Below are 12734 nucleotides of genomic sequence, written 5' to 3'. Positions count from 1 at the left end.
AACCTCGTGGTTTGAGGACAAAACGGTCAGTCAGGCAAACGTGCCGGCAGGCCGGCCAGGATCAAGTCAGGCGCGCCAACGCCAGCGGGCCAGGGCCTTGATGACTTTCATCCAGAGCTTGCGAGTGACCACCACGATGGATTCTCTTGAGGAGGGACGTTTGATGTCGGGCAACAGTATCTCAGCGTCCATGTCCAGGCAACCGGGAATCAGTTTGCGCAGATCATCGATGACCATCGCCGGGTTTTCCTCGGCAATCGGCCGCCCATGGTTGTAGCCATAACTCAACGCAACGCAGGCCACACCGGCCGCCTTGGCAGCCTGTACATCACTGCGCGAATCGCCAACGAACAGCGCTTGCGAGGCAGGCACACCCGCCATTTTCATTACAAAAAACAGCGCGGCAGGGTCAGGTTTTTTCTGCGGCATGGTGTCGCCACCGATGATCCAGCGAAAGAAACGCCCCAGCTTCATCTCATCCAGCAGCGGCGCGACAAAGCGCTCCGGTTTGTTGGTGATGAGGGCCATTTCGACGCCCATCTTCTGCAGCCATTTCAGGGTTTCACGCACGCCGGGGTAGACCACGGTGAACTCGTGCTTCTGAGCGTAGGCACGCATGAAGATCTCCAGACCCTGCTCAGCCAGTTCATCATCGACGCCACTGTGGTCGAGGTGGTTGGCCAGCGCGCGGCGTACCAGCACCGGTGCGCCATTGCCGACCCAGGCGCGGACCGACTCAAGCCCGGCTATTGGCCGGCCAAGTTCAGCCAGCATGGTATCCACCGCTACTGCCAGATCAGGGACCGAGTCCACCAGGGTCCCGTCCAGGTCGAACATGATCAGCTTGGGCAACTTGCCTGCAAACAGCTGCTCAAAGCCGCTCATGCGCGGGATGCTGCCAGTTCTGCACGCATTTTCTCGATCACTTCCCGGTAGTCCGGCGCGTTGAAAATGGCCGAACCGGCAACGAAGGTATCAGCACCTGCCGCTGCGATCTCACGGATGTTGTTGACGTTTACGCCACCGTCGATTTCCAGACGGATGTCACGGCCCGACGCATCGATCAAAGCCCGCGCTTCACGCAGCTTGTTGAGCGTGCCGGGAATGAACTTCTGCCCGCCGAAACCCGGGTTGACGCTCATGAGCAGGATCATGTCGACCTTATCCATCACGTACTCCAGCAGGTTCAGCGGAGTTGCCGGGTTGAACACCAGCCCCGCCTTGCAGCCGCCTTCACGGATCAGTTGCAACGAACGATCAATGTGCTGGGTCGCTTCCGGGTGAAAGGTAATGTAGGTGGCACCGGCCTCGATGAAATCACCGATGATGCGATCCACCGGGCTGACCATCAAATGCACATCGATCGGTGCAGTAACGCCATATTTGCGCAACGCGCTGCACACCATCGGACCAATGGTCAGGTTCGGGACGTAATGATTGTCCATCACGTCGAAGTGAACGAAGTCGGCGCCGCTGGACAGCACATTGTCGACTTCCTCACCCAGACGGGCGAAGTCAGCGGAAAGAATCGATGGGGCAATAACGAAGGGCTGCATGACGCACCTGTTTGAGCAGAATCACGGTGCGCGGATTGTACGCCAAGCTTCGCCTGGAGCGGTAAGCCTCAAGCTGCACGCCAATGGATTCGCCTTGGCTGGCAGCTTGAAACTTGCGGCGCCCGGTTATTGAGCCGTTCGGAGTTTTTCACTGCGCCCGCGTAACCACTCCAGTACCAGCAGCAACAGCACGGAGAAGCCGATCAGCAAGGTCGCGGCGGCAGCGATGGTCGGGCTGAGGTTTTCGCGAATGCCGCTGAACATCTGCCGAGGCAAGGTCGCCTGCTCCGGCCCGGCGAGGAACAGCGTCACCACCACTTCGTCGAACGAGGTCGCGAAGGCGAACAGCGCACCGGAAATCACCCCTGGCGCAATCAACGGCAGGGTCACGCGACGGAATGCAGTCAGCGGCGATGCACCGAGGCTGGCGGCAGCGCGTACCAGATTGTGGTTGAAACCCTGCAAAGTGGCCGACACGGTAATGATCACGAACGGCACGCCCAGTACCGCGTGGACCAGAATCAGCGAGGTGTAGCTATTGCCCAGGCCCAGTGGCGCGAAGAACAGGTAACTGGCGACACCGACGATAACCACTGGCACCACCATCGGCGAAATCACCAGCGCCATGACCAGCGCCTTGCCGGGAAAGTTGCCACGGGTCAGGCCGATCGCCGCCAGCGTGCCGAAGCCCATCGCCAACAACGTAGCGGCCGGGGCAACGATCATGCTGTTCTTCAGTGCGCGCATCCACTCGGCGGAGTTGAAGAAGTCCTGATACCACTGCAACGAGAACCCTTGCAGCGGATAGACCAGAAAGCTGCCTGAATTGAACGACAACGGCACGATGACCAGCACCGGTAACACGAGAAAGAGCAGCACCAGCGCACAGATGATGCGCAGGGCGTAATACCAGATGCGTTCGATCGGCGATGTGTAGGGGTTCAACATGGTGACACTCCTCAGCTCAGACGCAGGCGGCTGGCGCCGACCAGCCAGCTATAAATCAGGTACAGCACAATGGTCGCCAACAGCAGCAGCCCGCCGAGCGCGGTGGCCATGCCCCAGTTGATGCTGGTGTTGGTATAGAAGGCGACGAAGTAGCTGACCATCTGGTCGTTCGGGCTGCCCAGCAAGGCCGGGGTGATGTAGTAGCCGATCGACAGAATGAACACCAGCAGACAGCCTGCACCAATCCCGGCGTAGGTCTGTGGGAAGTACACGCGCCAGAAACTGGTGAACGGATGGCAGCCAAGTGAAATGGCGGCACGCATGTAGGTCGGTGAGATGTTCTTCATCACGCTGTAGATCGGCAGGATCATGAACGGCAGCATGATGTGCACCATCGAGATGTATACGCCCACCCGGTTGAAGACCAGTTCCAGCGGCTTGTCGATAATGCCCATCGCCAGCAACGCGCTGTTGATCAGACCGCTCGACTGCAACAACACGATCCAGGCAGCCACACGTACCAGAATCGAGGTCCAGAACGGCAACAGCACCAGAATCATCAGCAGGTTGCTCTGCCGCGCAGGCAGGCTGGCCAGCAGGTAAGCCAGCGGATAAGCCAGCACCAGACAGATCGCGGTAATCACCAGGCCCATCCAGAAGGTACGGGCAAAGATATCCAGATAGATCGCCTGATCCGGGGTCGCAGGCGCGACTTCCCCAAGGTCATCGATACGATGGTCTACCGCCGCCAGCAGGTAATACGGGGTGATGCTGCTGGTATTGCGGCGCACCGCCTGCCAATAGGCCGGGTCACCCCAGCGCTCGTCCAGCGCTTCGAGCGCTTCTTTATAAGAGGCCGGTTCAGTCTTGAACGGCAAGGCGCGAGCGGTCTTGCTCAGCAGGCTGCGATAACCGGCCAGTTCCATGTTCAGACGCTTGGACAGATCGCCCAGCGTGGAATTCTTGCGTGTTTCGGCCAGGTCCAGGCTCATTGCCTTGTAGACCGACTCGGGCGGCAGCCCTTTTCCATCCCACTTTTGCACTTCGACCACAGTGGTCGGCAATGCGGCGACGACTTCGGGGTTGCCGACACTCTTGTAGAGCAGCGCAGCAATCGGCACCAGAAACACTAACAGCAGGAAAATCACCAGCGGAGCGATCAATGCCTGAGCCTTCCAGCGGTTGACCCGCTCGGCGCGAGCGAGACGTTGCTTCAAGTTAGGGCTGGCGCCTTCAGTCAGGGGCACGGCGATGGCCATAGCGAACTCCGGAATCTTTCAACGAGAGGGCGCTCCCTACAGCAGAGAGCGCCCGGATCTGACGTGATGCAGCCTGATTACTTGGCAGCCCAGGCAGTGAAACGCTGCTCAAGGGATTCGCCGTTGTCGGTCCAGAACGCTACGTCCATCTGCACCTGATCCTTGATGTTCTCAGGCGTGGTCGGCATGTTCTGCAGGGTTTCCTTGTCCAGCAGCTTGACCGCCTGGGTGTTGGCCGGGCCGTAGGCGATATTCTGCGAATAGGTCTTCTGCTGCTCGGGGCTCAGCATGTAGGCGATGAACTTCTTCGCGGCATCGGCGTTTTTCGAGCCCTTCGGGATGGCCCAGGCATCGAAGTCGTACACGCCGCCAGTCCATACGACCTTGAGGTTGCTTTCCTTCTGCACAGCAGCGATCCGGCCGTTGTAGGCCGAGCTCATCACCACGTCACCGGAAGCGAGGTACTGTGGCGGCTGTGCGCCTGCTTCCCACCACTGAATGTTTGGCTTGAGTTCATCGAGCTTCTTGAACGCGCGGTCCTGGCCGTCTTTGCTGGCCAGCACTTTATAAACGTCTTTCGGCGCAACGCCGTCAGCCATCAGGGCGAATTCCAGGGTGTACTTGGCGCCTTTACGCAGACCGCGCTTGCCCGGGAATTTCTTGGTGTCCCAGAAATCGGCCCAGCCGTTTGGAGCTGTGGCGACCTTGTCGGCGTTGTAGGCCAGCACGGTGGACCAGACGAAGAAACCGGCACCGCAGGTGGTGATGGCGCCAGGCACGAAATCAGCGGCATTGCCCAGTTGTTTCGGGTCCAGCTCCTCAAACATGTCCTCATCGCAACCACGGGCCAGTTCCGGCGATTCGACTTCTACCAGGTCCCAGGAAACGCTCTTGGTGTCGACCATGGTTTTGACCTTGGCCATTTCACCGTTGTATTCACCGGCGATGATCTTGCCGTTACCGGCCTTTTCCCACGGCGCGTAGAAGGCCTTTTCCTGAGCGGCCTTGTTGGCACCGCCAAAGGAGATGACGGTTAGGTCGGTGGCTGCCATGGCCTGCGCGGCGCACATGAGGCCCAACGTGATGGCGGTGAACTTCAAAGACTTCAACATAGGTTCTTTTCTCCACGAGCAGTGTTGGTAAGCGATTGGGATGGGCGATCAGGTCGCCTCTGTTATTGCTTTTATCGGTAGATCAATGCACTTGCTGCAAGGGGTCGAGCGCGCGGACGTGCTCGACTTGCCAGCCGATCGGCACGACATCGCCCACGCTGAGCGTCGGGTCCAGTTCAGCAATCGGCTGTTTGACGAAGAAGTCGTTCTTGCCTGCCACTTCCAGGCGCACGCGAACGTGGTCGCCCAGGTAGATGAACTCGGCCACGCGGCCGGAAAAACGGTTTGCACAATTCTCGCTGCGACCATTGAGGTTGATGCGCTCAGGGCGGATCGACAGGGTCACCGGGCCGCCAGGCTGGCCAACGTTGATCGCCAGCGCATGCACTTTTTCGCCGCGCTCAAGCTCGACGACACAGCGGTCGCCATCCTGACTGACCAGACGTCCATTGAGGCGGTTGTTCTCACCGATGAAGTTGGCCACGAAGGTGTTCTTCGGCTCTTCGTACAGGCTGCGTGGCGGTGCGATCTGCTGGATCTCGCCCTGATGGAAGACGGCGACCCGGTCGGACATGGTCAGGGCTTCGCCCTGGTCGTGGGTCACGTAGACCACGGTCACACCCAGACGCTGATGCAGGTGCTTGATCTCCATCTGCATGTGCTCACGCAGCTGTTTGTCGAGCGCGCCGAGCGGCTCATCCATCAGCACCAGTTGCGGTTCGAACACCAGCGCACGCGCCAGCGCCACGCGCTGCTGCTGGCCACCGGACAACTGCGCCGGGTAACGATGTGCAAAGGTGTCCAGCTGGACCATGCCCAGCGCCTTTTTCACTTTCTCGCCAACATCGGTCTTGCTCATGCCACGCACCGACAACGGGAACGCCAGGTTCTCGGCCACCGTCATGTGTGGAAACAATGCGTAGTTCTGGAACACCATGCCGATATCGCGCTTGTGCGGCGGCACATTGTTGATAGCGCGCCCGCCGAGAAGAATTTCACCAGCCGTCGGGGTCTCGAAACCGGCCAGCATCATCAGGCTGGTGGTCTTGCCCGAGCCGGACGGACCGAGCAGCGTCAGGAACTCACCCTTGCGAATATCCAGGTTAAGGTCTTTGACGATCAGTGCTTCGCCGTCGTAGCTCTTCTGCACACCACGAAAGCTGACCAGAACATCATTTGCTCCAGCGCTTGTATCGACGTCGCTCATTACCCACACCTTTGTTTTGTCTGCGTGGGCTCAAGCCTAGAGCAGCCTGAATGCCCCGCAAATCGGCAGCCGAGAGAGAATCGCCTAGGCAGGCTGGAAGGCTGGGGGTAGGGATTGCCCTACAGCGATGGCGCGATTGAGTATGTGAGTGAGCCTGATCGTTGCGCACGCCCCAGCGTGGGAATGCAGTGCGTGACGCTCTGCGTCACAAAAGAGGACGCAGAGCGTCCAGAACGGCATGCCGACGCGGAGCGTCGCACGATAGTTGTGAGTAAGGCACCGACCCGACACTCAACTGGAGTGTCGTTTTCAGACTCAGAGCAGTTTGTGCTCCATCGCGTATTTGACGAGATCGGCCAGTGAGTTGAGTTTCATTTTCTGCATCAGCCGCGCCTTGTGGGTACTAATGGTTTTGCTGCTCAGTGCCAGTTGCTGGGCGATGTCGTTAACGTTGGCGCCCTGCGCCAAGCGCTCGAACACCGAGAACTCGCGCTCCGACAACAATGAGTGCAAAGGCCGGCTATCGGTCAGGCCCACTTCAAAGACCATGCGGTCGGCGAGGTCCGGGTCGATATAGCGCCCGCCTGCCGCTACCCGACGAATTGCCGTCAGCAGCAGCGCCGGGTCGCTGTCCTTGGTGGCATAACCTGCGGCGCCGACTTTCAGCGCACGTGCCGCCATCTGTGCTTCATTGTGCATCGACAGCACCAGAATGGCGGGCGGACTGGCCAGTGCGCGAATTCGCGGAATCGCCTCAAGACCGTTGACGCCGGGCATGGAGATATCCAGCAACACCACTTCGCAGGCCACATGACGCAAGGTTTCGAGCAGTTGCTCGCCATTGCTGGCCTCACCGACCACTTGCAGGTCTCTGGCCAGACCAATCAACTGCTTGATCCCTTCACGCACGATGGTGTGGTCTTCGGCTACCAAAACACGAATCACTGGCTTCGCTCCTGTGCGACGGGGTCCAATGGGATGTAGGCGCGCAAGGTTGTGCCCTCACCGGCATCGCTGTCCAGCTCCAGTCTGCCGCCGAGCATCAGCACCCGCTCGCGCATCCCGACCAGACCGAATGAAACCACCCTGCCCGACTCGACGACAAACCCCTGCCCGTCATCGGCGATGCTCATGCACATCATGCCATCCTGCAACGTCAGGCTGATTTCCACCGTGTGCGCCTGGGCGTGGCGCATGACGTTGGTCAGCGCCTCCTGGAGAATCCGGAACATGCCAGTGGCTCTGGCATCGCTAAGCACCGGGAGGTTGTCCGGCACCTGCACCAGGCAAGGGATTTGCGTGCGCGCCTCGAAACGGCGTGCCTGCCACTCGATGGCCGACGCAATGCCGGCGTCGAGAATCGGTGGCCGCAATGCCGTGGCAACATCACGCACCAGGTGAAACAGCTGAGCGATGAGACGCTTCATGCTGTCCAGTCGCTCACCAAGGCCGGTGTCCAGGTCAGCATAGGCCAGTTCGCACATTGATGTTTCCAGCTTCAGCACCGTCAGCATCTGCCCCAGCTCGTCATGCACCTCGCGAGCAATACGCGCCTTCTCTTCTTCACGCACGCTTTCCAGATGCGCTGATAATTCCCGTAACTGATCATGCGCACGGCGTCGTTCGCTGGCGTCGCTGAGAAACACCACCAGGTATTCCGCCTCGTGAAAGCGCAGGAAGCTCAACGAGACATCGGCAGGCAGAAGACTGCCATCAGCGCGCAGACAATGGGCCTCGAACACCTGCGGGCTGTCTTCGCGGGAACGCGCGTTCTTCCACAGGTTGAGCCAGCGGTCCATGTGCAGACCGGGCTCGAAATCAATCAACGGGCGCTCGACCACCTGTCCCGGCGCGTAGCCGAGCATGGATTCCGCCGCCCGGTTGGCGTAACGCACACGACTGTCCCAATTGACCCAAAGGATGCCGACAGTGCTCTGGTCGATGGAGAATTGCGCCAGACGCAGCGCCTCCTCCCCCTCGACGCGACGGGCGAGTTCTTCTCGCGCGCAAAGCAACTCCTGCTCCTGCGCTTGCTGCTGGCGACGCTGCCAGATCACGATGGCGAAACAGGCCAGCAACATTACCAGCAGCAGAATGCACAGGTTTTTCCAGAGCTTGGTCGACTCGATGAAATGCGATGGGGTGAGTGGCATCCAGCGCGCGTGCAGTTGCTCCAGCTCTTTGGCAGGAATCGCGCGCAACGCTTCGCTGACAATGGCGGCCAGCTCCGGCATGTCACGGCGTGAAGCCACGCGCAACAATTGCGGCAGCCCGATATCCCCCACTATCGCAAGCCCGGCAAACTCCGGCTCGCGGAGCAGGCGGCTGAGCTGCGCCTCGTCCACCACGGCATAGCGTGCCTGCTGACTGAGTAACAATTGCAGCGCCTGACGCTCCAGCGGCACGCCTTGCAGGTTCAGGTGCGGAAAATTGCTGCGCAGGTAATCAGCGGCAGGGCCTGGCATGCGTACAGCAACCCGCGAAAGGCTGTCGAGTTTCTCGAGGTCCACGGCAGTGCTGCCGTCACGTTCGCCGATCAATAGTTGCGAAACACGCAGATACGGATCGGAAAACAACCACAGACGCAGGCCCGCCGGGGTCTGCATCAAACCAGGCGCAACATCGATTTCACCATTGGCCAGAGCCTTCTCAAGCGCCGCCTGATCAGGAAAGTTCCGCCACAGCAACTCGACCGGCAGCGTTGCTGCCAGCGCGTTCATCAGGTCGACGTTAGCGCCGGACAACTGCTGCAAACGCTGATCGAACTGGGCGTAAGGCGCGCGCAGTACCAGGCCAATCCGCAATGGGCCATGCTGATCGAGCCAGCTACGCTGTGCTGAACTCAACTGCGCAGGTTCAGGCGTTTGTGGCTCGTCGGCCTGCGTATTCGCCATCTGAACCATCAAGAGCAAAGCCAGGCAGCCGATAAAGCCGGTGCGCAGAAGACCAATCATCAATGTGTCGCTCTCGTGTGTTCATATGACGGCCATATGCCGCGCAGGCTCAGGCCTGACAAAAGCCGATCAACCCATTAGGCTGCCGGGACAGTTTCTGGCTTGGAATATCCGATGTCCTACACCTTTCGCGCAACGTTTCCTGCATTGTTTCTGTCATTGGTCCTGCCTTGCGCATTGCCTGTGCTCGCAGCCGATCCGGCCCCGGCCAAGGACGCGGCTGCCGAAGCGCCGGTAGAACGGGCACCGCTGCTCAGCCGCTCGCAGGAAGACGCGATAGCGCTGGAGCGTCAATTGCCTCGCGAGGATCAGCAGCAACTTCAGGCGGGTGACGAAAGCTTTCTCGCGCTCTGGAAGCCTGCAAACAGTGACGAGCCCCAGGGCGCGGTGATCATTGTGCCTGGCGACGCCGAGTCACCGGACTGGCCGGATGCCGTCGGCCCGCTGCGCAGAAAATTTCCGGATGTCGGCTGGTCAAGCCTGAGCATCACCCTGCCGGATGCGATAGACAACAGCCTGGTGCCACGCGAGCCCGACGCCGCCTCGACCGACGCGAACGCTGCCAAACCCAAGGAATCCCCCAAGGACGCCAGTGCGAAAGCGCAAGACCCGGCAGCTGAAGCCGAGGCTCTGGCTGCCGCAGCAACCGCAAAGGCAGCTGCCGACGAGGAACTCAACAAGGCTCAGGCCGAGCGCATTTTCGCGCGGATCGAAAGCGCGATCAGCCTTGCGCAGCAGAACAAGGCTCGCAGCATCGTATTGATCGGCCATAGCAGCGGTGCCTATTGGGCAGCCAGATTCCTCAATGAACGCACATCGCCTGCCGTGCAAAAGCTGGTGATGCTTGCTGCGCGCGAGCCTGTCAATGCTGCGCCTTCGCTGCTGGACATGGTGCCTCAGCTGAAAATAAAGACCGCCGACTTCATCTACAAAAACTCGCCGGACCAGGCCGCCAAAGCACGTCTGCAGGCCAGCAAACGCGCCAAAGGCCCCGGTTTTACGCAGATTGGTCTGATCAATATCGTGGGCAATGAAGATACCGAGCAAGAACAACTGTTCCGCAGGGTTCGTGGCTGGATAGACGCCAAGGAAGAAAAATAAGCTTCACCCCGAGCGCCCGACGCACAGCAGGCTCAGTTGAACCCGCGTCGGGCCTTTACCACCCGATAGGCGTTATGCAGCTGACTGGTCTTGTCGGTCGCCACCCGTACTTGCTGAGGGTTGGCGCCCGAACCGGCAACCTTGTCAGGGTGATGCCGACTGAGCAGCCGACGGTAGGCGCGCTTGATGCTTAAAGGATCGGTGTCCGGTTTTATTCCCAGAAGCGTCATCGCGCTTTTGTAGTCATCACCACTACTGACCGGCGAACGCTTCATCGGGTCGTGATCGGCAGCCAGCGCCTCGACTTGTGGGCCTGTCCAACCCAGCCACATGCCCCATACCCCGATCAGCTCGCGCTCGACCCGGGAAGCCTTGCCATCCGCCCAGGCCATGCGCCAGCAGGCACGCAACAACTCCTCGGCGGTGTCCGGCTGCCCGTGCAGACCGCGCAAATAACTGCGCAGGCCGTCGGCACCATCACGACCACGCTTGAAGGCGTTGATGGCGCGCAACTGATCCGCCTCGTTCAGGTTCAGACGGCGCATTTCGGTACGGGCCTGATTAATATGACTGGCCAGGACACGTCCGTCACTCTTGGCCAGACGGCCCAGCAATACAAACAGCAGCCCATCGGCGGGTATCGCCGCCCGCCCGCCCAGACGCTCGCGCAGATGCGCCCAGCTCTGCAGCTTCAGGCGACGATCCAGCGCCTGCCCCAATAGAGCACCCAGCATTGCGCCCGGGATGCTGGCAATTGCATAGCCGACACCCGCGCCGATCAATGTGCCAGGCCAAAGCATTCAGCGGGTCTCCGCAAGCAACTGCTCGACTTCAGCCAGACGCTCGTGCGTGCCGACATCGACCCACCGCCCTCTGTGGTGCTCTCCCGTTACCAAGCCTTGATGCATGGCCTCACGCAACAACGGCGCAAGCTTGAACGCACCGGGCTCACAGTTGGCAAACAACTGTGGATGCAGGATAGCGATACCGCTGTAGGTGAGCCGCTGACCTGCCGAATCGTCATCGCGTACCTGACCGTCGACCAACGAGAAATCGCCAGTGGGGTGATGTGCCGGGTTATCGACCAGCACCAGATGCGCGAGACCGGCTAGCGGCACGCGCAAAGCGCTGAAGTCATAGTCCGTCCAGATATCCCCATTGATCACCACAAACGGCTCAACGCCAAGCAATGGCAAGGCCCGATGAATCCCGCCGCCTGTTTCCAGCGGCTGGCCTTCGGGGGAATAACGGATGCTCAGGTCGAAACGCTGACCGTCGCCCAGATAATCCTCGATCTGCTGCCCCAGCCAGGCATGGTTGATGACCAGCTGGTGAAACCCGGCTGCGCGCAAGGCGTTCAGGTGGTACTCGATCAACGGCATCCCCCCGGCACGCACCAACGGTTTGGGCGTGTGCAGGGTCAACGGGCGCATTCGCTCGCCTTTACCGGCGGCGAGAATCATGGCTTTCATGCAGTCCTCTTCAACACAATCAGGTTTCTTTCAAAATAGCCATTTTCAGGCCGTCGCTGGCGTATCAGACAGCGGTCTCTACCGGTTGCTGCAGACTGGTAAGCAATTGCCCGAGTTGGGCCAGCTCGGGGCGACGCGACAAAACTGCCTCTATATAAGCGAAAAAGCGCGGGACGTCTTGCAGATAGCGCGGTTTTCCATCGCGGTGGCAGATGCGGGCAAAAATACCGATCACCTTCAAATGGCGCTGAACACCCATCAGATCACTGGCGCGCTCAAAGGCTGCAAAATCTTCCTGCACCGGGATACCAACGGCACGCGCCTGATCCCAGTAGATTCTGAGCCAGTCGCTGACGCGTTCTTGTGGCCAGCTCAGGAACGCGTCCTTGAACAGACAAGTCACGTCATAGGTGACCGGGCCGTAGACAGCGTCCTGAAAATCCAGCACGCCTGGATTGGGCTCGCTGATCATCAGGTTTCGCGGCATGTAGTCGCGATGCACCAGCACTTTGGGCTGCGCCAGAGCGCTGTTGATCAACAACTCGCTGGCCTGCTGCCAATCGCTCAGTTGCGCCTCGTCCATCTCGATACCCAGGTGGCGCTTTACGTACCACTCGGGGAAAAGCTCCAGTTCACGGCGCAGCAACGCGACGTCATAGCTGGGCAGCGGCGCGTCCATCGGCAGTTGCTGATAGGCCAGCAGCGCCTGGATTGCATCGGCGAACAAGGCATCGGCATTGTCAGCGTCAATCACATCCAGATAGGTCTGACGGCCAAGATCATTGAGCAGCAAAAAGCCTTGCGTCAGGTCTTCGGCATAAATTTCTGGAACATTAATGCCCGACTTTTTCAGTAAATGAGCGATATCCACAAACGGTTTGCAGTTTTCCTGCGGTGGCGGCGCGTCCATCACAATAAAAGTTCGGCCAGCGCCCTCCCAGCGAAAATAACGACGAAAACTTGCGTCACTACTGGCCGCAGTCAATGTAGCCGGGGGTACAGCGCCCCAATTTTGCGCCGCAAACAGCGCTGGCAACTGCTCATCGAGCCAAACTTTCAGGGATTGCAGGCGTATATCTTGATCTGACATTACAAGGGTCTCCGACGGCGCTAGCCGTCAAGCGG

Annotated in this window: 12 protein-coding genes; 1 reads left to right on the top strand and 11 read right to left on the bottom strand. The window is 59.8% G+C overall.

All coding sequences use genetic code 11. From position 1 onward, the window contains the following. Nucleotides 1-66: 66 nt before the first annotated feature. The 8 genes from RYA97_RS08800 to RYA97_RS08765 all read right to left on the bottom strand — a co-directional run bounded on the left by RYA97_RS08800 (nt 67) and on the right by RYA97_RS08765 (nt 9036). Complete coding sequence (locus RYA97_RS08800; RefSeq protein ID WP_004667099.1) at nt 67-885, bottom strand: phosphoglycolate phosphatase; 819 nt, start codon at nt 883-885, stop codon at nt 67-69. Further along, the gene (gene rpe / locus RYA97_RS08795; RefSeq protein WP_005733270.1) at nt 882-1556 is read right to left on the bottom strand and encodes a ribulose-phosphate 3-epimerase; all 675 of its coding nucleotides are present in this window, start codon (nt 1554-1556) and stop codon (nt 882-884) included. The genes RYA97_RS08800 and rpe overlap by 4 nt, the downstream gene beginning before the upstream one ends. Before the next feature lie 126 nt (nt 1557-1682). Then, nucleotides 1683-2504, bottom strand: coding sequence for an ABC transporter permease (locus RYA97_RS08790; RefSeq protein ID WP_002551902.1), 822 nt, complete (start codon nt 2502-2504; stop codon nt 1683-1685). 11 nt (nt 2505-2515) lie between these two features. Then, nucleotides 2516-3763, bottom strand: a complete 1248-nt coding sequence (locus tag RYA97_RS08785; RefSeq protein ID WP_005743992.1) for an ABC transporter permease — start codon at nt 3761-3763, stop codon at nt 2516-2518. A 77-nt stretch (nt 3764-3840) separates the two neighbouring features. After that, nucleotides 3841-4875 (bottom strand): polyamine ABC transporter substrate-binding protein, encoded by a 1035-nt coding sequence (locus RYA97_RS08780; protein WP_002551900.1) that lies wholly within the window; start codon nt 4873-4875, stop codon nt 3841-3843. 82 nt (nt 4876-4957) lie between these two features. Next, the gene (locus RYA97_RS08775; RefSeq protein ID WP_005733265.1) at nt 4958-6082 is read right to left on the bottom strand and encodes an ABC transporter ATP-binding protein; all 1125 of its coding nucleotides are present in this window, start codon (nt 6080-6082) and stop codon (nt 4958-4960) included. Between the two features lie 315 nt (nt 6083-6397). Continuing rightward, nucleotides 6398-7027 (bottom strand): response regulator transcription factor, encoded by a 630-nt coding sequence (locus tag RYA97_RS08770; protein WP_004660136.1) that lies wholly within the window; start codon nt 7025-7027, stop codon nt 6398-6400. After that, a complete protein-coding gene (locus RYA97_RS08765) occupies nt 7024-9036 on the bottom strand; it encodes a transporter substrate-binding domain-containing protein (protein ID WP_316892139.1) in 2013 nt (670 codons plus the stop codon). The genes RYA97_RS08770 and RYA97_RS08765 overlap by 4 nt, the downstream gene beginning before the upstream one ends. A gap of 114 nt (nt 9037-9150) precedes the next feature. Here RYA97_RS08765 and RYA97_RS08760 point away from each other — a divergent pair, with 114 nt between their 5' ends. Beyond that, entirely contained in the window at nt 9151-10137 is a 987-nt protein-coding gene (locus RYA97_RS08760; RefSeq protein ID WP_316892138.1) for an alpha/beta hydrolase family protein, read from the top strand. A 32-nt stretch (nt 10138-10169) separates the two neighbouring features. Here RYA97_RS08760 and RYA97_RS08755 read toward each other — a convergent pair whose 3' ends face one another. The 3 genes from RYA97_RS08755 to RYA97_RS08745 all read right to left on the bottom strand — a co-directional run bounded on the left by RYA97_RS08755 (nt 10170) and on the right by RYA97_RS08745 (nt 12699). Continuing rightward, on the bottom strand, nt 10170-10937 hold the full coding sequence (locus tag RYA97_RS08755; RefSeq protein WP_004660130.1) for a TerB family tellurite resistance protein: 768 nt from the start codon (nt 10935-10937) through the stop codon (nt 10170-10172). Continuing rightward, nucleotides 10938-11609 carry an N-acetylmuramate alpha-1-phosphate uridylyltransferase MurU gene (murU, locus tag RYA97_RS08750; protein ID WP_002551894.1) on the bottom strand — a complete coding sequence of 224 codons (672 nt, stop codon included), beginning with the start codon at nt 11607-11609 and terminating at the stop codon, nt 10938-10940. It abuts the gene before it with no gap. A gap of 64 nt (nt 11610-11673) precedes the next feature. After that, on the bottom strand, nt 11674-12699 hold the full coding sequence (locus RYA97_RS08745; protein ID WP_054995949.1) for an aminoglycoside phosphotransferase family protein: 1026 nt from the start codon (nt 12697-12699) through the stop codon (nt 11674-11676). Between the last annotated feature and the right edge of the window lie 35 nt (nt 12700-12734).

The sequence above is a fragment of the Pseudomonas syringae group sp. 26L6 genome, assembly GCF_032587815.1.
In the GTDB taxonomy this organism is placed as follows: domain Bacteria; phylum Pseudomonadota; class Gammaproteobacteria; order Pseudomonadales; family Pseudomonadaceae; genus Aquipseudomonas; species Aquipseudomonas amygdali.
Note: the sequence above shows the minus strand (reverse complement) of the source record. Positions and strands in the feature narration are given on the sequence as shown.

What these genes read in the sequence shown, in the direction of transcription:
- RYA97_RS08800 (WP_004667099.1), bottom strand. Translation starts at nt 885, where the DNA reads ATGAGCGGCTTTGAGCAGCTGTTTGCAGGCAAGTTGCCCAAGCTGATC.
- rpe (WP_005733270.1), bottom strand. Translation starts at nt 1,556, where the DNA reads ATGCAGCCCTTCGTTATTGCCCCATCGATTCTTTCCGCTGACTTCGCC.
- RYA97_RS08790 (WP_002551902.1), bottom strand. Translation starts at nt 2,504, where the DNA reads ATGTTGAACCCCTACACATCGCCGATCGAACGCATCTGGTATTACGCC.
- RYA97_RS08785 (WP_005743992.1), bottom strand. Translation starts at nt 3,763, where the DNA reads ATGGCCATCGCCGTGCCCCTGACTGAAGGCGCCAGCCCTAACTTGAAG.
- RYA97_RS08780 (WP_002551900.1), bottom strand. Translation starts at nt 4,875, where the DNA reads ATGTTGAAGTCTTTGAAGTTCACCGCCATCACGTTGGGCCTCATGTGC.
- RYA97_RS08775 (WP_005733265.1), bottom strand. Translation starts at nt 6,082, where the DNA reads ATGAGCGACGTCGATACAAGCGCTGGAGCAAATGATGTTCTGGTCAGC.
- RYA97_RS08765 (WP_316892139.1), bottom strand. Translation starts at nt 9,036, where the DNA reads ATGATTGGTCTTCTGCGCACCGGCTTTATCGGCTGCCTGGCTTTGCTC.
- RYA97_RS08760 (WP_316892138.1), top strand. Translation starts at nt 9,151, where the DNA reads ATGTCCTACACCTTTCGCGCAACGTTTCCTGCATTGTTTCTGTCATTG.
- RYA97_RS08755 (WP_004660130.1), bottom strand. Translation starts at nt 10,937, where the DNA reads ATGCTTTGGCCTGGCACATTGATCGGCGCGGGTGTCGGCTATGCAATT.
- murU (WP_002551894.1), bottom strand. Translation starts at nt 11,609, where the DNA reads ATGAAAGCCATGATTCTCGCCGCCGGTAAAGGCGAGCGAATGCGCCCG.
- RYA97_RS08745 (WP_054995949.1), bottom strand. Translation starts at nt 12,699, where the DNA reads ATGTCAGATCAAGATATACGCCTGCAATCCCTGAAAGTTTGGCTCGAT.